Annotated in this window: 23 protein-coding genes; 2 read left to right on the top strand and 21 right to left on the bottom strand. The window is 68.5% G+C overall.

What is annotated here, in order from left to right; translation table 11 throughout:
• Positions 1–96: 96 nt before the first annotated feature.
• Entirely contained in the window at positions 97–1224 is a 1128-nt protein-coding gene (locus tag Ssi02_RS15100; protein ID WP_204025983.1) for a winged helix DNA-binding domain-containing protein, read from the bottom strand.
• 297 nt (positions 1225–1521) lie between these two features.
• Here Ssi02_RS15100 and Ssi02_RS15105 point away from each other — a divergent pair, with 297 nt between their 5' ends.
• Positions 1522–3906 (top strand): Tex family protein, encoded by a 2385-nt coding sequence (locus Ssi02_RS15105; protein WP_204025985.1) that lies wholly within the window; start codon positions 1522–1524, stop codon positions 3904–3906.
• Positions 3907–4374: 468 nt separating this feature from the next.
• Positions 4375–4755 carry a hypothetical protein gene (locus Ssi02_RS15110; RefSeq protein WP_204025988.1) on the top strand — a complete coding sequence of 127 codons (381 nt, stop codon included), beginning with the start codon at positions 4375–4377 and terminating at the stop codon, positions 4753–4755.
• A gap of 144 nt (positions 4756–4899) precedes the next feature.
• Here the strand turns inward: Ssi02_RS15110 and Ssi02_RS15115 are convergent, their stop codons facing one another.
• The 20 genes from Ssi02_RS15115 to secA2 form a co-directional block, all read right to left on the bottom strand.
• Complete coding sequence (locus Ssi02_RS15115; RefSeq protein ID WP_239128926.1) at positions 4900–5205, bottom strand: gas vesicle protein K; 306 nt, start codon at positions 5203–5205, stop codon at positions 4900–4902.
• Entirely contained in the window at positions 5190–5432 is a 243-nt protein-coding gene (locus Ssi02_RS15120; protein ID WP_204025990.1) for a gas vesicle protein, read from the bottom strand. Before Ssi02_RS15120 ends, Ssi02_RS15115 begins: the two co-directional genes overlap by 16 nt.
• Positions 5419–6216, bottom strand: coding sequence for a GvpL/GvpF family gas vesicle protein (locus tag Ssi02_RS15125; protein WP_204025991.1), 798 nt, complete (start codon positions 6214–6216; stop codon positions 5419–5421). The genes Ssi02_RS15120 and Ssi02_RS15125 overlap by 14 nt, the downstream gene beginning before the upstream one ends.
• A complete protein-coding gene (locus Ssi02_RS15130) occupies positions 6206–6601 on the bottom strand; it encodes a gas vesicle protein (RefSeq protein ID WP_204025993.1) in 396 nt (131 codons plus the stop codon). The genes Ssi02_RS15125 and Ssi02_RS15130 overlap by 11 nt, the downstream gene beginning before the upstream one ends.
• A complete protein-coding gene (gvpO, locus tag Ssi02_RS15135; RefSeq protein WP_239128927.1) occupies positions 6598–7005 on the bottom strand; it encodes a gas vesicle protein GvpO in 408 nt (135 codons plus the stop codon). The genes Ssi02_RS15130 and gvpO (Ssi02_RS15135) overlap by 4 nt, the downstream gene beginning before the upstream one ends.
• Before the next feature lie 4 nt (positions 7006–7009).
• Positions 7010–7282: a gas vesicle protein GvpG gene (locus tag Ssi02_RS15140; RefSeq protein ID WP_204025995.1), complete on the bottom strand. Its 273-nt coding sequence runs from the start codon at positions 7280–7282 to the stop codon at positions 7010–7012.
• Positions 7273–8097: a GvpL/GvpF family gas vesicle protein gene (locus Ssi02_RS15145; RefSeq protein ID WP_204025997.1), complete on the bottom strand. Its 825-nt coding sequence runs from the start codon at positions 8095–8097 to the stop codon at positions 7273–7275. Before Ssi02_RS15145 ends, Ssi02_RS15140 begins: the two co-directional genes overlap by 10 nt.
• A 1-nt stretch (position 8098) precedes the next feature.
• A complete protein-coding gene (gene gvpJ, locus Ssi02_RS15150; protein WP_204025999.1) occupies positions 8099–8506 on the bottom strand; it encodes a gas vesicle protein GvpJ in 408 nt (135 codons plus the stop codon).
• Positions 8507–8682: 176 nt separating this feature from the next.
• A complete protein-coding gene (locus tag Ssi02_RS15155; protein ID WP_204026000.1) occupies positions 8683–9453 on the bottom strand; it encodes an SRPBCC family protein in 771 nt (256 codons plus the stop codon).
• 486 nt (positions 9454–9939) lie between these two features.
• On the bottom strand, positions 9940–10254 hold the full coding sequence (locus Ssi02_RS15160) for a gas vesicle protein K (protein ID WP_204026001.1): 315 nt from the start codon (positions 10252–10254) through the stop codon (positions 9940–9942).
• Between the two features lie 6 nt (positions 10255–10260).
• Positions 10261–10497, bottom strand: coding sequence for a gas vesicle protein (locus Ssi02_RS15165; protein ID WP_204026002.1), 237 nt, complete (start codon positions 10495–10497; stop codon positions 10261–10263).
• Entirely contained in the window at positions 10484–11284 is an 801-nt protein-coding gene (locus Ssi02_RS15170) for a GvpL/GvpF family gas vesicle protein (protein ID WP_204026003.1), read from the bottom strand. Before Ssi02_RS15170 ends, Ssi02_RS15165 begins: the two co-directional genes overlap by 14 nt.
• Positions 11274–11738, bottom strand: coding sequence for a gas vesicle protein (locus tag Ssi02_RS15175; protein WP_204026004.1), 465 nt, complete (start codon positions 11736–11738; stop codon positions 11274–11276). The genes Ssi02_RS15170 and Ssi02_RS15175 overlap by 11 nt, the downstream gene beginning before the upstream one ends.
• Entirely contained in the window at positions 11735–12115 is a 381-nt protein-coding gene (gvpO, locus tag Ssi02_RS15180) for a gas vesicle protein GvpO (RefSeq protein ID WP_204026005.1), read from the bottom strand. The genes Ssi02_RS15175 and gvpO (Ssi02_RS15180) overlap by 4 nt, the downstream gene beginning before the upstream one ends.
• Before the next feature lie 21 nt (positions 12116–12136).
• Complete coding sequence (locus Ssi02_RS15185; RefSeq protein ID WP_204026007.1) at positions 12137–12391, bottom strand: gas vesicle protein GvpG; 255 nt, start codon at positions 12389–12391, stop codon at positions 12137–12139.
• Positions 12382–13239: a GvpL/GvpF family gas vesicle protein gene (locus Ssi02_RS15190; protein ID WP_204026009.1), complete on the bottom strand. Its 858-nt coding sequence runs from the start codon at positions 13237–13239 to the stop codon at positions 12382–12384. The genes Ssi02_RS15185 and Ssi02_RS15190 overlap by 10 nt, the downstream gene beginning before the upstream one ends.
• 1 nt (position 13240) lies before the next feature.
• Positions 13241–13648: a gas vesicle protein GvpJ gene (gene gvpJ / locus Ssi02_RS15195; protein ID WP_204026011.1), complete on the bottom strand. Its 408-nt coding sequence runs from the start codon at positions 13646–13648 to the stop codon at positions 13241–13243.
• Positions 13649–13821: 173 nt separating this feature from the next.
• A complete protein-coding gene (locus Ssi02_RS15200) occupies positions 13822–14985 on the bottom strand; it encodes an SRPBCC family protein (protein WP_204026013.1) in 1164 nt (387 codons plus the stop codon).
• A 6-nt stretch (positions 14986–14991) separates the two neighbouring features.
• Entirely contained in the window at positions 14992–15465 is a 474-nt protein-coding gene (locus Ssi02_RS15205; RefSeq protein ID WP_204026015.1) for a hypothetical protein, read from the bottom strand.
• 345 nt (positions 15466–15810) lie between these two features.
• Positions 15811–18045 (bottom strand): accessory Sec system translocase SecA2, encoded by a 2235-nt coding sequence (gene secA2 / locus Ssi02_RS15210; RefSeq protein WP_204026017.1) that lies wholly within the window; start codon positions 18043–18045, stop codon positions 15811–15813.
• Positions 18046–18103: the final 58 nt, after the last annotated feature.

Here is an 18103-nt window from a genome sequence, read left to right on the forward strand (position 1 = left end):
TACAGATGGTCACAGCCGGCACGGGGAAGGCGCTCAGGTTGTCGTGGCCGACCCTGTAAGCCGCTCTGAGGGTCGCAGCCGGCACCGAGAAGCCGCTCACGTGGTCACGGTCGACACCTGGAAGCTCCGGCCCAAGATGGTGCCGAGGCGGTCGGCCTCGTGGGCGAGGGACTCGCGGGGGAGGGGGCCGCGCTCCTGCCACCAGGTGACGGTTAAGGTGTCGTCCTTCGCCTCCCACGTGCCGCAGACGCGGCCGTCGACTAGGACCACAGGGGAGATCCACCCGGCGGCCCGGCTGATCTCGGATCGGCGGTCGGCTGGGATGAGTTCGGTGTCGCCGGTGCCGGGGCCGAGGACGGACTGGTCGAAGGCGGGGAGCAGGCGGAGTGAGCCCGAGGGGGTGGCGGTCGCGAGGTCGTCGAGGTCTTGGGTGCGGGCTAGGGCGGGGCGGCCCTCGATCTCGACCGGCGTCAAGGTGTCGCCCAGGGCGGCCACCCATGACCGAAGGGCGGGCTTGCGGAGGGTGCCGCGCAGCAGCCACTGGTCGAACGCTTCGATCGGGGCGGGTCCGTAAGCCCCGAGGTAGGCGGGCACGGCCACGGCGGCGGCCTCCTCCGGGGCGGGCAGTCCCTTCCACCCCGGGAGGAAGGTGTCGGGGCGGGTGAAGGTGACCCTCCCGCCGGTGCTGTCGCCGTTGGCGCGGCTCGGGCCGTGGCAGAGCAGGCCCTGGAAGGCGAGGGGCTTGAGGACCGAGCCCCAGCCGGAGCGCAGGTGCTCGGCCAGACCGGGGTCGCCGGTCCGGTCGAGCACCTCGGCGACCAGCTCCTCGCGGGTGAGGACGCGGGAGTCGAGGGCGTGGGCGACGGCCTCGGCGATCGCCTCAAGCTGCGTGAGCGTCACGAACGTGCGCTGCCAGGACCCCTTCTCCCACGTGCGCCCCGAGGCGAGCAGTGACAGGAACGCCCCGGCGTCCTCGACCGTGAGGAGGTGCAGTGTGCCGCGCATGGCCCAGGTCTTGACCAGCCTGCGCTCGGCGAGCGCCCGCTCGACCTCGCCGGGCTCGGGGGCGGCTCGCCGGACCGCCACCGCGGTCGCGGCCGAGGACGCCACCTGGGCCTGGACACCGCACAAGCGGTGGACGATCTCCTCGACGCCGCCCCCGGCGCCGAGCAGTTGGCGCCCGGCACGCCAGGCGAGCACGTTGTCCCAGGTCAGCTTGATCATCACGCCTTCTCCCCCCGCAGGAGACGTCATCGGGCGCACAGCGTACCGACCCTCACCGACAGTTTCCGCCCGGCCACCTTTTCGTGCTGTGCCGTACATGCAGCGATATGCGACGCTGGGAGGCGAACTCTGCCGACACCGCCGCCCGGCGGGCGGGCCCCGACCTCGTGAGCGTGCCGCACGTAAGCGTCGGCGCCGGTACGGTGACCCAGGGGCGCCATCCGAGCGGCGCGGGGGAACCCGGGAGCCGGCAGGGCGCTCCCCCTGGACCATTGGTGAGAAGGCGGATCTTTCATCGTGACGACCTCGATTCATGAGCGCATCGCCGGCGAGCTCGGCGTGCGGGAGCAGCAGGTGGCGGCGGCGGTCGAGCTGCTCGACGGCGGGGCCACCGTGCCGTTCATCGCGCGTTACCGCAAGGAGGTGACCGGCACGCTCGACGACGCTCAACTGCGCACGCTCGAAGAGCGGCTGCGCTATCTGCGCGAGCTTGAGGAGCGGCGCGCGGCGGTGCTCGAGTCGATCCGATCCCAGGGCAAGCTGGACGACGCGCTTGAGGCGCAGATCATGGCGGCCGACTCCAAGGCCCGGCTGGAGGACATCTACCTCCCCTACAAGCCGAAGCGCCGCACCAAAGCCCAGATCGCCAGGGAGGCCGGGCTTGAGCCTCTGGCCGATCTGCTCCTCGGCGATCCCTCCCACGACCCGCAGACGGCGGCGGCCACGTTCGTGGACGGCGACAAGGGTGTGGCGGACGCCGCCGCGGCGCTTGAGGGCGCGCGGGCCATCCTGGTCGAGCGTTTCGCCGAGGACGCCGACCTCATCGGCGGGCTGCGCGAGGAGATGTGGACCAAGGGCCGCCTCGTCGCGGCCGTGAAGGAGGGCAAGGAGGAGGCGGGGGCGAAGTTCTCCGACTACTTCGAGTTCCACGAGCCCTTCACCAAGCTGCCCTCGCACCGCATCCTCGCGATGTTCCGCGGTGAGAAGGAGGACGTGCTCACCCTCACGCTCGACCCGGAGGAGAACGGCGAGGCCGCCCCCGCCGGGCCGAGCGGCTATGAGCGGCGCATCGCCGCGAGGTTCGACATCGGCGACCGCGGCCGCCCCGCCGACAAGTGGCTGCTCGACACCGTGCGGTGGGCCTGGCGCACCCGTGTCCTCGTGCATCTCGGCATCGACCTGCGCTCCCGCCTGTGGCAGGCGGCCGAGGAGGAGGCGGTGGCGGTGTTCGCCGCCAACCTCCGCGACCTGCTGCTCGCCGCCCCCGCCGGCAGCCGCCCCACGATGGGGCTGGACCCGGGGCTCCGCACGGGGGTGAAGGTCGCGATCGTCGACGCGACCGGCAAGGTCGTCGACACCGAGACGATCTATCCGCACGAGCCGCGCCGCCGCTGGGAGGAGTCGATCGCCACCCTGGCCGCGCTGGCCGGCAAACACGGCGTCGAGCTGATCGCGATCGGCAACGGCACCGCCTCGCGCGAGACCGACAAACTCGCCGCCGAGCTGATCAAGCTCTATCCGCAGCTCGGGCTCACCAAGATCGTGGTCTCGGAGGCGGGCGCGTCGGTCTACTCCGCGTCGGCCTACGCCTCCCAGGAGCTGCCCGGCCTCGACGTGTCGCTGCGCGGCGCGGTCTCCATCGCCCGCAGGCTGCAGGACCCGCTCGCCGAGCTCGTGAAGATCGATCCCAAGTCCATCGGCGTCGGGCAATATCAGCACGACCTGGCGGAGACCAAGTTGTCCCGCTCGCTCGACGCCGTGGTCGAAGACTGCGTCAACGGCGTCGGCGTCGACGTCAACACCGCCTCCGCGCCGCTGCTGACCAGGGTGTCGGGCATCGGCGCCGGTCTCGCCGAGAACATCGTGCAACACCGCGACGCCAACGGCCCCTTCCGCTCGCGCCAGGCGCTCAAGGAGGTCCCGCGCCTCGGGCCGAAGGCGTTCGAGCAGTGCGCGGGCTTCCTGCGCATCCCGGGCGGCGACGACCCGCTCGACGCCTCCAGCGTGCACCCCGAGGCATATCCCGTGGTCCGCCGCATCCTCGGCGCCACCGGCGGCGACCTGCGCGCGCTCATCGGCAACGGCGCGGTGCTGAGGAAGCTGAAGCCGGTCGACTTCGTCGACGACACTTTCGGCCTGCCGACCGTCACCGACATCCTGAAGGAGCTCGACAAGCCCGGCCGCGACCCCCGGCCCGCGTTCAAGACCGCCACCTTCAAAGAGGGTGTCGACAAGCTGTCCGATCTCAACAAGGGCATGCTGCTTGAGGGCGTGGTCACCAATGTCGCCGCCTTCGGGGCTTTCGTCGATATCGGTGTGCACCAGGATGGTCTGGTGCACGTGTCGGCGATGTCCAAGTCGTTCGTCAAAGACCCGCGCGACGTCGTCAAGCCCGGCGACATCGTCCGCGTCAAGGTCCTCGACGTCGACATCCCGCGCAAGCGCATCTCGCTGACCCTGCGCCTCGAAGACGAGGCCCCGCAGGGCGGCGGCCGCCCCGAGCGCGAGGACCGCCGCTCCGCCCAGGGCAACCGCCGCGGCGGCCGCCCCGGCGGAGGCCAGGGCAACCGCGGCGGTTCCACCCCGCCCCCACCCAGCGGCGCCATGGCCGACGCCCTCCGCCGCGCCGGCCTCGGCCAGGACAGCCAGCCCCAAAACCGCCAGAACCGCCGAGGCCGCTAGCCAAACGGATTTTCCGTACGGCACACGCCCCGGTTCGTTTGCTCCGAGCCGGGGCGTGTGTTCGTGTGTGCGGCGTTCGGTGGGTAAAAACGCACTCGCTCATATGCCTACCCGCTTCCCGACGGGAACTGCGGCTACGCCGCCCTGCGTCCAGGCGGCGCGAACCCGTCCGCCGGCGGCGCCAGACACCCACCGGCCCCACGTCTGGGCGGGCGCAACGACGGTCAGACCACCCGGGTGTACGGCACAGCCATGCACGACCAGGAGTCCCTCGCGGCCATCGCCTGGAGCAGGGACACGCGCGACGAGGTCCGGACATCGAGCAAGGCGCCGACTCACGAGCGCGAGCAGTACGCTACTTCGGGGCCAGAGGCCAGAGGCCAGAGGCCAGAGGCCAGAGGCCAGAGGGCAAGGGGCGACCCACGCAATGCGGACCTGCGGCGCGTCTGTTGCGAGATCAGACCGCGTATGTCTGCCGCCGCGGATCTTGTCATCACGGCGTACGGCACAGCCATGGGCGACCGAAGTGTCTCTCGCGACCGTCGTCTGGGGGTCACCTGGGGCGAGAGTGTGTACGAGGCCCAGGCCATCAAACACGGCGTCACCTGGCTGGCACGAGCCGTACGCTCCTCCGGGCCGGCGCCGGCGCCGGGGGCTGCGGCATCGGCCCGCCCGTGTGAAGTGGACTTGCGGCGCGTCTGTTGCGCGATCGGACCGGGCATGTCGTCGTCTGGGGTCGCCTGGGGCGAGAGTGTGAACGAGGCCCAGGCCATCAAACACGGCGCCGCCTCGCAGGCGCGAGCCGTACGCTCCCCGGGGCCGGGGCCGGGGGCAGGCATTCCCGCGTGAAGCGGACCGGCGGTGCGTCTGTTCTGCGGTCAGCCGATGTCGGGTTCGCTCGCCGGGGAGAGGAGCGGGGGTGGACAAGATGCAGAGGGGCCGGCCGAACACGTGGTTGGCGAGGTCTGGCTCATCGAACTCCGAGGAGCGGGGTTAGCGGTCGCGGGGGAGGAGGGGGCCGAGGGGGCCGAGGTCGATGTTCAGGTCGGAGGGTGACAGCTCGAAGCGTTCGCACAGGTCTTTCATCGCCTCGTCCAGCCGCATCAAGGTCAGGCCCAGGGTCTCGATCTGTTCGTCGCTCAGCTCCCCCTGCTCCATGCGCCGCAGGGACTGTCGTTCGACGAGCTGGCGGAGGAGTTCGACCAGGGTGAGGACGAGGCGTGACAGGTCGCGTTCGACCGCGGACTTGTTTGCGTCCAGTCGTAGCCGGTTCGGTTGGGTTTTCAGGGTGCTTTCCACGTCTGTTCACCTCCGGTCGGAAGGGTTTCGAGAGCTGTTCCCTCGCGTACGGAGGTGATCAGCGCGTGCAGCGAGATGCGGACGAGGTCGATGTCCGCGACGGAGAGCACCAGGTCTCCGCTGATGACGACGCCTCCCGCGAGGAGCCGGTCGAGGAGGTCCACCAGCGCTATCTGCTCCGCCGCCAGATCTTCGCGTACGGCGACGCCCCGCTCACCCGCTGCCATCCGGCCCTCCCGCGGCGTCGGCGGTCACGGTGAAGGAGTACGGCACCCAGGGGCCGGTGAGTTCCGCCTGGATCCCCGGTTTGCGTAGACCGTCGAGGATCCGGGTGAACTCTTCTCCGTTGTCGCCGTCGATCAAATAGGCCCCGTTGAGGACCATCCACTCTTGGCGTCCTGAGAGTTGCGGATCCTGGGTGCGGTGGCGCCTGGCGGCCACCGCATAGGCGCTGAGCGTCTCGTGGATCTCGTCGGCCGCGGCGACGGCGTGGCGCCGGTCCTTCTCACGGTCGCGCAGGCTCGCCTGGCGCCGTTTGAGGTAGGCGGTGCCGGGGTTGGTCTCCTCACCCCCGCCTGGCGCCGTCTCCGGGGACGAGGGCGGGCCCACGGCCTCCGCGTAGACCTTCACCCCCCACTCCCACCGCCCCGCGATCCGCGCCAGGACTTCGGAGAAGTCCTCACGCCGCCGGCGCAGCAGATCCTCGACCTGCTCGTCACCGGAATAGACCGTTATCAGTCGCACAGGGGCGGTGGGGGCGGACACGGCGACCGTCTCGACAACCTGATGGTGTGTCCGCGCGGTCCGGCTGAGCCAGTCGAGGTCCTCCATCGAGGTGCGCAGCGGCTCCTCGCCGAACTCGTCGAGGGAAACGGTGCTCACGTAGGCCACGAGGCCGGAATGCGAGATCACCCGCACGGCCCCCCCGCTCACTCCCGTCAAATCGGTGGGAGCGGGCTTGTCCAGGTCCGTCGCGACTGCGTAGAGATAGGTGCCCGCCTCACTCGCCATGTTCCGTCACCTCCGCCTGGGACTCCCGTCCGGATTCCGCGTCCCGCGCCTCAAGCGTCGGACGGTCCTCCTCGAGTACGGCGAGGCGCTCGCGTAGCCGCTTGTTCTCCTCGGCGAGATGGCGGCCTCCGCCGTTCAGCCACGGGTCGTGCTCCCACCAGTCGATGCCCATCTCCTTCGCCGTGTCGACCGAGGCGATGACCAGCCGCAGCTTGATCGTGAGGAGTTCGATGTCCAGCAGGTTCACCCGGATGTCGCCCGCGATGACGACGCCTCGATCGAGGACACGCTCCAGGATGTCGCCGAGGTTGCTGGCTCCGCCCCCGGACAACGAGGCGGAGCCGCCTCTGCCGGTGCCCGGGGTGGACCGCTTGGATTCGATCATCGTGACATCCCGTTCGTGTCACCGCTGCCGCGCCGATAACGCCGGAGGCGGCGGTAGGAGAGCAGGTCGCCCTCATCGTCGAGTTCGGCCTCGTAAACCGCGAGGATGTCTCCTGAGGAGGGGATGCGGCGGTCCTCGACGACCTCGATGTTCACCACCCAGCCGTCCTCCGCCGGCCGGACGAGAGTGACTCCCTCGGTCTCCCGCCCTGTCAAGTCGGCGATGTGCCGGAGCCCCACGGCTCCGGCCGCGGAGGCCGACAGGCTCCGCGCACGCCTTTTCGGTTGTTCCTCCTCCGCGGGTTCACGGTCTTCCTCTACGGGGTCGGCGGAGTTCGCACGAGTCCGCCCTGATCGGCGGGTCCTCGAGGTCTCCTCGCTCTTGGCGGTGCGCCTCACCGGCACGGTGTCACCTCCTCCAATCGTCTGGTTCCTGATCGGGTGCGCGCGCGGATCCGGGGCCGCCGATCATCCCCCGGAGGACCAGTTCGGTGGCCTCCTTCTCCTCTTCCTCGGAGATGAGACCGGCGGCTCTGGCCTCCTCGATCTCCTCCAGGCGGCGCCGGATGCTCGCCGGGTCCTTGGTCTCGCGTTCGACCTGCTCCTGTATCAGCTCTCCCAGCTTGACGACGCCTTTGATCGGCGCGAAGGGCAGGCCGGCGATGAAGGTGATCAATCCCATCTCTCGGTGTCCTGTCGTGCCGTCATGACGAAGTCGTAGGAGGCCATGGGGCCGCGGAGGGTTACCTCCATCAGATCCGCGTTCTGTTCGGCGAGGTCCTTGACCGCCTTTTCCAGTTCGGATTGCCGGTCGAGGTCCACCAGCAGGGCCACATACGCGGCGTCGCGTTCGTGGGTCGGCTCTCGCACGGAAACGTGCACGGACAGCGGCTCCAGGGTCTCGACGAAACTCTCGGTGTCGGCTTCCCGTCGTGCGGCGACAGCCTGGTTGATGAGCTCCCCGAGCTGTATGCGCTCGTTCCTGGTCGTCTCCTCAGGAAGATCTCTGATCTCGTCCGCGAGTTGTGCGACCTCGGGGTTCTCCTCCAAGATCGCAAACAGCATCGGCTGTTCGGCGTAGCGTCCCCGCACGACGAACTGCGCGTGCCCGTCCAGTTCCTCCAGCGCGGCGTGGAACTGGTCGTGATAGGGGGTGAGCAGTTCGTCGACGACCGCCTCTCGTGTCGTCATCACCGCGCCGAAACGCAGGGGAAGCACGGGCACCTCGGCGGCGGTGGCGTCGAGGAACTCCTCGTGAGCCATCAGGCTGTCGGGCGTTCCAAGCGTCAGGTCGGCGTCGATCTCGCTGACCAGCGCCGCGATCTCCCCGTGCTCCACGAGGGTGATGCCGTCATCGGTGCCGTCCACCCCTCGCGCGTCCGGCGAGACCTCGACGTCCGCCGGCACGATGCCGTAGATGTAGATCGCGCCGTTCTGCTTCTTCGATGCGGAGGTCATGGAGTCGACCTTCTCCTTTCTCGCCGTGGACTTCGCCATCTCATTCCTCCTCTTTGCCCCGTCGCCGCGCGGGTTCCTCTTTCTCCGACCGGTCGCCGCCGATGCCGCGCAGCTTTTCCCCCGCGGCGTCGAGCACGCCTTGGACCGCTCCCTTGGCCTTGCCGGAGGCCGTGTCCTTGGTCATGTTCTGCATGATCTCCGGGAGTCCCTGCTGCTTGCCCGTCTGCGTCAGGTCCAGGCGGTTCACCGCCTCCGCGAAGCGCAGATAGGTGTCCACACTGGCCACGACGATTCGGACGTCGATGGTCAGGATCTCGATGCCGACGAGCGACACCCTCACGTAGGCGTCGATGACGAGGCCCTTGTCGAGAATCGAGTCGATGACGTCGGCCAGGCTGCTCGACGACGAACGCTGGGTCACTCCGCCCGACGCGGATTGCACAGTCATGTCTTTTCGCCCCTCCTAGGCACGCGTATTCGCGCATGGAAAACCTCTCTCATCCCGCTGACTTGACTTCGGTATCCGGGATCGGACGGCAGGTATGGCCGTGCTACGTCCCTGCTGCGGAGTCCGGGATCGGGGGCCTTTTCTCCGCGCGAGATGGAGATGAAACGACGCGAGATTTACGCGCTCTGTTTGCTCGCCGTCCTGCGGCGAACCGGTCGTGCGGCGCGCTCTTCGCCGGAATCCGATTCCGATTTGGTCGTCCGGCGACGAGGGCGCGGTTTCGCGGCACGTTCCGGCGCGCTCTTCTTCTTATCCGTATCTGTTTGCCGCTCTTCGGCCTGAGGCGTGTCCTCCTCCTGCTCCTTCGCGCGTTCCTTCTTTTGGGTCCTGCGGCGAGAGCCGCTCTCCTCGCGCTCGTCGTTCTTCTCGGCGGGCTCTTTCGAGGTGTCTTCCTCTCCGGGACGGCTGGTCACGTGGCCGTCCTGGATCTCGCCGCGCCATCCGCCGTCGGGAGACCCGTCGGGGCGGAGCAGGGTCCGCGTCATGACGTGACGCCTGAACTGTTTGAGTTCCAGGCGCACCCGCCGCTCCTGCGCCCGCCAGAGACGCCCCACATGCTCGACGAGGCCCTTGGGGTGATATTCGAGGACCAGCACGATCCGCGTGAGCTCAGGGGTGAGCTCGTGGAAGGCGACGGCGCCGTCCACATAGCCCTTGTCGCCCTGCGAGCGCCAGACGATCCGCCGATCGGGCACCTGTTCGATGATCTTGGAGTCCCAGGTGCGGTGCGACCAGAGGACCCGCACCCGCCACCGCAGCCGTTCGTCCGACTCCTGATCGACGCGCTGGACCTTCTTGGTGAAGCCCGGAAAATCCTCGAACTCCGTCCACTGGTTGTACACGGCGCTCAACGGCGCCCCGATGTCGAGCGACTCGACCACGGTCATGACTTTCTCGTTGTCCCCGCCGCCGCGTCTTTTCTTGCTTCGCCGGCCCACGTGGAGGATTCTGCCGCCGGCTCTGGCCGCCTTCCTCACCAAGCCGGGTTTCCGGGAACCGCCACCCTCCTTGGCGTTGGACTTGTCCTTTGATTCCTTCGCACCCATGAAAATGTGCCGCTCCCTTCGGATAATCACTCGGTTGTTCCCTGAGGCCGGTTGTTCCCTGAGGCGCGTCACCCTGAAGGGCGCGCTCTGCCCGAGCCGGGTGGGGCCCCGAGGTTGATGCTCGGGCAGAGCATTCACTCACGTCGCCCTCAGGTGGCAACCGGCCAACATATGAACACGGCCACCTCTACCCGGGAGATGAGCAAGGAAACGTAAATGCGGATAAGGCGGACATGGGGGCATTTTTGATCACGGTGCGGGATGAAAGAGTGATCACGGTGCGGGATGAAAGAGTGCGGCCTACGCCTGCGCAGGTCATGCATGACGTCACTGGTCGCGGGGAAGGAGCGGTCCAAGAGGGCCGAGGTCGATGTTCAGGTCGGAGGGTGACAGCTCGAATCGCTCGCAGAGTTCTTTCATCGCCTCGTCCAACCGCATCAAGGTCAGGCCGAGGGTCTCCACCTGCTCGTCGCTCAGATCCCCCTGCTCCATACGCCGCAGCGACTGCCGCTCGACGAGCTGGCGGATGAGCTCGACCAGGGTGAGGACCAACCGCGACAGGTCGCGTTCGACGGCTTCCCGGTCGGCTTCGAAGCGCAGGCGGTTCGTCTGGTTTCTCCGTACCGGTTGGGGGTCGCTCATGGCAGCTCAGCTCCCGACGAGAGGCTCGCCGTCGTCCGCGGTCTCCTTCTCCCGCACGGACATGATCAACGCACGCACCGAGATCTGCACGAGGTCGATGTCGGCGATGGACAGCACCAGGTCGCCGCTGAGGACCACGCCGCCGGCGAGGAGCCGGTCGAGGAGGTCGACGAGCGCTATCCGCTCCGAGGGGAGGTGCCCTTGAGCGGCGAGCGCGGCGCCGCGCGGCTCAGAGACGCTCATCGGCGGTCCCCTCGCCGCCTGCCGGATCCTCCAGCATCGTGAAGGAGTAGGGCACCCAGGGGCCGGTCAGCTCCAGCTCCACGCCGGGCCCGCGCAGCCCGTCGACCACCCGGGCGAACTCCTCGCCGCGCTCCTCGTCGACGAGGTAGGCCCCGTTGAGCAGCATCGTCTCCCGTCGCCCCGACAGTTGCGGGTCCTGCGTGCGGTGCCTGCGGCCGGCTACGGCGAAGGCCGTCAGAGCGTCGTGGATCTCCTCGGCGACGGCTGCCGCCCGGCGCCTGTCCTGCTCTTGGCCCTGCAGACTCGCCTGGCGCCGTTTCAGGTAGGCGGTGCCAGGACTTTCGCCCCCGTGCCGGGCGCCGGCCGGTTCCTCCACCGGTTTCCGCGCCTCCGCGTAAGCCTTGACGCCCCACTCACGCCGCCCGGCGACCCGGGTCAGGACGTCCAGGAACTCCTCGCCCCGGCGGTCCAGGAGGTCTTTGACCTGCTCGTCGCCGCTGTAGACGGTGACGAGCCGCACCGGGGCCGCGGGGCCGGTCTCGGCCACCGCGTCGACCACATGGTGGTGGGCCCGCGCCGTCCGGCCGAGCCAGTCCAGGTTCTCCAGCGACGTCCGCAGCGGTCCCTCACCGAACTTGTCCATGGGGACCGTGCTCACATACGCGATCAGTCCCCCTTGCGCGATACCGCGCACGGCTCCGCCGTTCACACCGGTCAAACCCGTGGGGACGGGGATACCGAGATCGGCCGCCACCGCGTACAGATATGTGCCCGTCTCATTCGTCATAGTCGTCCTCGTCGGCCTCCCGGGCGTGGAAGTCCGCGTCCCGCCGCGGTCGTCCGGTATGCCTGTCCTCTTCACTCCATCTGTCGACTTCGATCCGCTCCCCGGGTTCCGCACGCCCTTCGAGAGTGGGGTGCCGATCTTCGAGTACGGCGAGACGTCTCTTGAGGCTCCGGTTCTCCTCGACGAGGCGGCGCCTGTCCCCGGACAACCACGGGTCGTGCTCCCACCAGTCGATGCCCATCTCCCGCGCCGTGTCGACCGAGGCGATGATGAGCCGCAGTTTGATGGTCAGCAGCTCGATGTCCAGGAGGTTCACCCGGATGTCGCCCGCGATGACGATGCCCCGGTCGAGGACCCGCTCCAGGATGTCGCCGAGGTTGGCCGACTGCGGACGGGAGAGAGAACTGGAGGAGGCCCTCCGGGCCGGAACCCCCGAGTATGTGGGGTCGCTCATCGTCCATACCCATCGCTATCGCCGCTGCCGCGCCGATAGCGGCGCAACCTGCGGTAAGAGACGAGTTCGCCTTCCTCGTCCAACTCGGCCTCGTATATCGCGAGCACATCACCGGAAGAGGGAATACGGCGGTCCTCCACGACCTCCACATCCACCACCCACCCGTGCTCCGCCGGTTTGACGAGGGTGACGCCTTCGGCCTCCCGGTTGGTCAGTTCGATGATGTGGCGGAGCCCGGCTCCGCCCGCCGCTGCTGCCGTCAGGGAGTGCGTGGGCCGCCGCGGACGTGCCTCCCGCTCGTCGCGGACGGCTTCCCGGCCCTCCCTCGCTCTGCGCCTTTCGACGGCCTCCTCATGAGTGTCGCGTCTGTCGGACACGGTGTCGTCACCCCCCGGCCCCTACTCTTCCATCGGCGTATCGGTGGGTTCCGGCTGCGGGATCAACCGCTGAAGCAGCCGCTCGGTGGCCTCCCGGGCCTCCTCCTCGGAGATCCGGCCGGCCTCCGCGTCTCGTTCGATCTCCTCCAGGCGGCGCCGGATCGCCGCCGGATCGGCGGTCTCACGCTCGATCTGCTCCTGAATGAGCTCGCCCAGCTTGATCACGCCCTTCACCGGGGCGACGGGCCAGCTGAAGATAAGGCTGATCAGTCCCATTCCCCTTCGCCCTGCTCATACTGGTCGCTCTGTTCGCCCGGACGCGGGGCGACGACGAAGTCGTACGGTGCCAGCGGTCCGCGCAGGCGCATCCTGATTCGCCCCTCGCTTCGCCTGGCGAAATCGTCGACCACGCGGGCCACTTCGTCCTCGCGGTCGTTGTCCACCAGCAACGCGAGGTAGACGGCGTCCCACTCGTGAGTCGGCTCACGGACGGCCATGTCTGCGCATATCGGCTCCAGCTCATCGCTCAGATCGGCGGTGTCCTCCTCCCGCCTCTCCTCGACCTCCCGGCCCACCAGTTCCCCGAGCTGGATGCGCACGTCACGGGTGAGCTCCTCCGGCCGGTCCCTGATCTCGTCTTGCAGGCGCGCCGCGTCCGGATTCTCCTCCAAGATCTCCTGGAGAACTGCCTCCTCGATGTAGCGGCCCTTGACGATGAACTCCGCACGCCCCTCCAACGCCGCGAGGGCGTCCCGGAACGCGTCGTGGTGGGGCTTGAGGAGCTCCTCCACGACCTGCTCGCGTGTGCTCATCACCGCGCCGAACCTGACGGGAATCACCGGCACCTCGGCGGCGGTGTCGTCCAGGAGTTGCTCGTGGGCGAGCAGGCTGTCGGGTGTGCCGAGGGGCCGGTCGAGCCTGACGTCGCTCACCAGCGCCGCGATCTCACCGTGGCTGATGAGGTTCACCCGCGCGGGTGGGTCGCCGACGCCACGTGCGTCCGGGGACACTTCAACGTCCTCCTGAACGAGGCCGTATATATAGGTGCCCCGGCCGCGCTGCTGTGGAACCGCGGTCGTGTCGGCCTTCTCCTTGCCTGAGGTGCCCGAGGCGGATCTCGCCATCTCACTCCCTCTCCCTGCGCCGCCGTGCGGGTTCCTCGGAACGCTCCGAGTAGCCGGACCCGACGTCGCGCAGTTTGTCCCCGGCGGCCTCCAGCACGCCCTGCACGACCCCCTTGGCCTTGCCGGAGGCCGTGTCCTTGGTCATGTTCTGCATGAGCTCGGGGAGCCCTTGCTGCTTGCCCGTCTGTGTCAGGTCCAGGCGGTTCACCGCCTCGGCGAAGCGGAGGTAGGTGTCCACACTGGCTACGACGATCCGCGCGTCGATGGTCAGGATCTCGATGCCGACGAGCGAGACGCGCACGAAGGCGTCGATCACGAGGCCCTTGTCGAGAATCGAGTCGATCACATCGGCCAGGCTGCTCGACGACGGACGCGCGGCCGCCCCGGTCGACGTGGGTTGTATGGTCATGTCGTTTCGCCCCTCATCGACGCGTGCAAGCGATCGGCGCTCACACGCTCAGGTCGCGGGCGGCGGCACCCTTGTCTACACGGGTGGGCGAAGCCTTGCCGGCTTGTCTCCGCCGCCGTGCGGGGAGGGCCTGTCGGTCCCCCATAGTGGCCACGAGGGGGGAGTCGGGCGGTTTATCCTCGGGGCGTCCCTGCGGTCCGGCGGCGAACCGGCCGTGACGCACGCTCGCGGGGACCGGGCACGGTTTCCTTCTCCCGTCGGCGCGGACGTGCCCTTCCGGCCCGCTCGGATCTCTCCTCCGCTTCCTCCTCCTCGGGTTCCCCCTCCTCGGCTTCTTCCTCGGCGTGTTCCTCGGCCCGCGGAGCCTTTTCCCGCCTGCCCCTGCGGCCCTTGCCGGTCTCTTCCTCTTCTTCGGGTTCCTCTTCAGCCCGCTCGGCTCTCTCCTCCGCTTCTTCTTCCTCGGGCTCCTCGCCCTCGGCGCGCGGGCCCTTCTCCTCTTCCTCTTCGCCGGGTTCCTTCGTCACCTGACCGTCGTGGATCTCGCCGCGCCACCCTTCGGGGGCGTCGTCCGGACGAAGCATGGTGTGGGACATGACGTGCCGTCCGAAGTGCTTGAACTCCAGACGCGCCCGTCGGCCGGGCGCACGCCAGAGGTTGCCGACGTGCTCCATGAAGCCCTTCGGGTGATATTCCAGCACCAGGATGATCCTGGTGAGATCCGGAGCGAGTTCATGGAAGGACACCGAGCCGTCCACATGGCCCTTGGGCCCGTCGGAGCGCCAGATGATCCGCTCGTCGGGGATCTGCTCCTTGATCGTCGACACCCAGTTCCGGTGCGACCAGAACACTTGGGCCCGCCACTTGAGCTTCTCGTCGGATTCCTGTTCGACGCTCTCGACCTTCTTCATGAAGCTCGGGAAGTCCTCGAACTCGGTCCACGTGTTGTAGACGATGCCGATCGGCGCGCCGACGTCCATCGACTCGACGATGTTGGTGACCTTGATCTTCTCTCCCTTGCCTCGTCCGCCCTTGCGGCCCAGGCCGGTCACTACATCCTTCACCTTCCCAAACAGGCCGCCGATGCCTTTGCCGCGAGCCTTGCCCGTCTTGTCGGTCTTGTCCGCCTTATTGGCCTTGTTTGAGCCGGTGACCGCGCTGATCAGGCCGCCCTCGCTGTCGCCCGCGACGTAGTCCGACAGGCGTTCGGTCACATCTTCGATCTTGCCGCTGAGCGAGGTCAGGCTGCGTTCGACGAAAGCCTGGGACACACTTTGGATCTCGCGCTTGAGGAGGTTCGCGGCCGGCTTCCGTATAACTTTCTTGAGCGTCTCGGTCATCCGAGCTCACCTCCCCGACCTGGTCGCGGACTGCGAGCGTCCGGCACCCGATCTCTCCCGGCGCGGCTCCTCCTCGTAGTCCTCCTCGGTGTATTCGTCGTATTCCTCACCCACAGGTTCCTCCTCGGCCTCGGCGCGGACGGCCGCCTTCCGGACCTTGCCGACGGCTTCGCCGGGGCGTCGAAGCGCCTCGGCCCGGTCGTGCAGCTTGGACGTCAGCGAATCGAGTTGCCTGCCCGTCGCGGCCACGGCGGCCGCCTTGCCGACCTCGGTGAGATCGGACCGCAGTTGGCCGGTGATCTTTTCGAGCTCCGGGGACGAACCAAGGATCTTGGCGCCTTGTTTCAGCAGACCGCCCTTACGGCTGAGCCCGCCGAGCGCTCCAGCCACCGCGAGCCCGGCCGCCAGCTTGAGCTTGTGGCGTCGGCCGAGGTAGTAGCCCGCGGCGACGGCCAGTGCCATTCGCGCTTTGCCGCTCATTCTCAGCGCTCCTCACCTTCCGGGCCGTCGCCGTCGCTTCGTCGTCCAGCGGCCTTTGGTGAGGGTGGCGGGTGCCCGGAATCTTCCTTCGGTTGCCCCCGCTGGCGGCAACCCTCCAGCATTTCTCGAACACGCCCCCTCTACCCGAGAAAGGGATGAGGAAACACGTATCAGGAGAAACTGGACATGCTTAAGGTTTCATGGGTTTTAGTTGGTGACGGGCTGGGGGAGCGCGGCAGAGCAGGGGCGCTTCGCCGTACAAGCCGAGTTCGCTTCGCCGTACCGGGCCGTACGGCGAAAGCCCCCGGCGCCGTCACGCGGACGCCGGGGGCGGGAACGGCTTCGTCAAGCGCGCAGCTTGGACGAGATCCGCTTGAAGACGCGGTCCCACTCCGAGCCGAACGGGTTGTCCTGCACGAGATAGGTCCACGTGCTGCTCGGCCGCTTCATCTCCGCCGGCATCGTGAACCCCTCGGCGTTGATCTCGGCCTCGGCGAAGGTCTTCAGCGAGTTGCTCTCCACCTCCGCCATGAACGTGGCGTAGGCCGGCACCGCCTCGCGGTGGAACTCGTCGATGGGGCTCATCCGGCCGAGCGCGCGCAGGTGGATGCCCTCACGCAGGTCGTTGAGGAACGCCAGGTGGTCGGCCCACCCGCGGTCCAGGTGATAGAGCACGATCATGCGGGCGGCCTCGTGCAGCACCTCCTCCGGCGCCGTCTCGCGCAGCTCCGCCCAGCGTGCCGGATCGGCCTCGGCGAGCCCCTCGCCCGCGGAGTTCTCCCGCAGCACCTTGTCCCTGCGCGCAAGGACAAGGTCGCGCTGCCGTTCGAGCAGGCGGGTGTAGCGCCAGGTGTTGCGGTGGATCTCCAGGTTGACGCCCTCGGCGACACGCTGGGCGTGGCCGACGAGATAGGCCGCGCGGCGGTGCCGCACGACACCGTCGGCGTCGGGGGCGGGCGGCCGCTCCTCAGGCGCGTATTGCGTGATGAGGTCGTCGTCGAGGGCCACGAAGAACACCGAGCCGCCCGGGTCGCCCTGGCGGCCGGCGCGGCCGCGCAACTGGTCGTCGAGGCGGCTGCTGGTGTGGCGGCCCGAGCCGATGACGTAAAGGCCGCCGAGTTCGGCGACGCCGTCGCCTAGGCGGATGTCGGTGCCTCGCCCCGCCATCTGCGTGGACACCGTGATCGCGCCGGGCTCGCCGGCGCGGGCCACGATGGTCGCCTCCTCGGCGTCGTTCTTGGCGTTGAGCACGACACACTCAAGCCCCTCGGCGCGAAGCAGGCCGGCCAGGTCCTCGGACTCGGCTACGTCGAGCGTGCCGATCAGAATGGGACGGCCCGTGGCGTGATGGGTGGAGATCTCCTCCACCAGGGCGCGGCGCTTGTCGGCGAGGGTGGCGTAAAGCCGGTCGTCGGCGTCGACCCGCACACACGGCCGGTTGGGCGGGATGACCGCGACGTGCAGGTTGTAGAACTCGCGGAGTTGCTCACCCACCGCCACCGCCGTGCCCGTCATGCCGCACACCTGCGGATAACGCGTCAGCATGCCCTGCACGGTGATCGAGTCGAGGATCTCGCCCGTCTCGCTCGGGGGCAGGGCCTCCTTGGCCTCCACGGCGGCCTGCAGCCCGTCCGGCCACCGCTGGAGCAGCGCGACCCGCCCCCGCGAGGGGTTGATCAGGTGGACCTTGCCCTCGCGCACGATGTAGTCGACGTCCTTGGTCAGCAGGGCGTGCGCGTGCAGGGCGAGGTTGATGTCGGTGATCTGCGCCGGGTCCTCGTAGAGGTCGGTCACGTCGAGGGCCTGCTCGACGGCGTCGATGCCCTTGGGGGTGAGATAGACGTTGCGCGCCTGATCGTCGATCTCGTAGTGGTAGCCCCGCACGAGACGCCGCACCAGCGCCGCCGTCTCGGGGACGGCGTTGCCGCGGTCGGCCGCGCCCGCCATCACGAGCGGCACCTTGGCCTCGTCCACCAGCACCGAGTCGGCCTCGTCGACCAGCGCCACCTCGGGCTCGGTCATCACGAGAGCGTCCACGTCGGTGCAGAGCCGGTCGCGCAGGACGTCGAACCCGATCTCGCTGACCGAGCCGTATGTCACATCCTTCGCATAAGCCGCCTTGCGCTCCTCACGCGTGGAGTTCTGGTCGATCCATCCCACACTCACGCCGAGCGACTCGTAGAACGGACCCATCCACTCGGCGTCGCGCCGGGCGAGGTAGTCGTTCACCGAGATCACGTGCACGCGCCTGCCCTGCAACGCGTAACCCGCAGCGGCGATCGCGCCAGAGAGGGTCTTGCCCTCGCCGGTCGCCATCTCCGCGACGTTGCCGGCGAGCAAGGCCAGCGCGCCGGTGAGCTGCACGTCGTAGGGCCTGAGTCCGAGCGTGCGGTCGGCGGCCTCGCGGGCGATCGCACAGAACTCGGCCAGGTCGTCGGCGGGCGGCGGGGGCAGTGCGTCGAGTGCCTTGACTCGTTCCTCACGCTTGCCCGCCTCGGCGACCACCTTCAGGAAGGGGGTGAGATTTACTGAACCCGGCCGATCCAGAAATCGCCTGAACAGATCAGATATCGAGGCCATAGTTCCTCCAACGACTCGCCTGTTCGAGCCGTTCCCTTGGTCAGGTTGCGTGGGTGGA

This window comes from Sinosporangium siamense (assembly GCF_016863435.1).
GTDB classification, from domain to species: domain Bacteria; phylum Actinomycetota; class Actinomycetes; order Streptosporangiales; family Streptosporangiaceae; genus Sinosporangium; species Sinosporangium siamense.

Excerpts from the sequence above, each read along its gene's own strand:
- Ssi02_RS15100 (WP_204025983.1), bottom strand. The coding sequence starts at position 1,224 with ATGATCAAGCTGACCTGGGACAACGTGCTCGCCTGGCGTGCCGGGCGC.
- Ssi02_RS15110 (WP_204025988.1), top strand. The coding sequence starts at position 4,375 with ATGTCTGCCGCCGCGGATCTTGTCATCACGGCGTACGGCACAGCCATG.
- Ssi02_RS15120 (WP_204025990.1), bottom strand. The coding sequence starts at position 5,432 with ATGGCAGCGGGTGAGCGGGGCGTCGCCGTACGCGAAGATCTGGCGGCG.
- Ssi02_RS15125 (WP_204025991.1), bottom strand. The coding sequence starts at position 6,216 with ATGGCGAGTGAGGCGGGCACCTATCTCTACGCAGTCGCGACGGACCTG.
- Ssi02_RS15130 (WP_204025993.1), bottom strand. The coding sequence starts at position 6,601 with ATGATCGAATCCAAGCGGTCCACCCCGGGCACCGGCAGAGGCGGCTCC.
- Ssi02_RS15140 (WP_204025995.1), bottom strand. The coding sequence starts at position 7,282 with ATGGGATTGATCACCTTCATCGCCGGCCTGCCCTTCGCGCCGATCAAA.
- Ssi02_RS15145 (WP_204025997.1), bottom strand. The coding sequence starts at position 8,097 with ATGGCGAAGTCCACGGCGAGAAAGGAGAAGGTCGACTCCATGACCTCC.
- gvpJ (WP_204025999.1), bottom strand. The coding sequence starts at position 8,506 with ATGACTGTGCAATCCGCGTCGGGCGGAGTGACCCAGCGTTCGTCGTCG.
- Ssi02_RS15155 (WP_204026000.1), bottom strand. The coding sequence starts at position 9,453 with ATGACCGTGGTCGAGTCGCTCGACATCGGGGCGCCGTTGAGCGCCGTG.
- Ssi02_RS15160 (WP_204026001.1), bottom strand. The coding sequence starts at position 10,254 with ATGAGCGACCCCCAACCGGTACGGAGAAACCAGACGAACCGCCTGCGC.
- Ssi02_RS15165 (WP_204026002.1), bottom strand. The coding sequence starts at position 10,497 with ATGAGCGTCTCTGAGCCGCGCGGCGCCGCGCTCGCCGCTCAAGGGCAC.
- Ssi02_RS15170 (WP_204026003.1), bottom strand. The coding sequence starts at position 11,284 with ATGACGAATGAGACGGGCACATATCTGTACGCGGTGGCGGCCGATCTC.
- Ssi02_RS15175 (WP_204026004.1), bottom strand. The coding sequence starts at position 11,738 with ATGAGCGACCCCACATACTCGGGGGTTCCGGCCCGGAGGGCCTCCTCC.
- Ssi02_RS15185 (WP_204026007.1), bottom strand. The coding sequence starts at position 12,391 with ATGGGACTGATCAGCCTTATCTTCAGCTGGCCCGTCGCCCCGGTGAAG.
- Ssi02_RS15190 (WP_204026009.1), bottom strand. The coding sequence starts at position 13,239 with ATGGCGAGATCCGCCTCGGGCACCTCAGGCAAGGAGAAGGCCGACACG.
- gvpJ (WP_204026011.1), bottom strand. The coding sequence starts at position 13,648 with ATGACCATACAACCCACGTCGACCGGGGCGGCCGCGCGTCCGTCGTCG.
- Ssi02_RS15200 (WP_204026013.1), bottom strand. The coding sequence starts at position 14,985 with ATGACCGAGACGCTCAAGAAAGTTATACGGAAGCCGGCCGCGAACCTC.
- Ssi02_RS15205 (WP_204026015.1), bottom strand. The coding sequence starts at position 15,465 with ATGAGCGGCAAAGCGCGAATGGCACTGGCCGTCGCCGCGGGCTACTAC.
- secA2 (WP_204026017.1), bottom strand. The coding sequence starts at position 18,045 with ATGGCCTCGATATCTGATCTGTTCAGGCGATTTCTGGATCGGCCGGGT.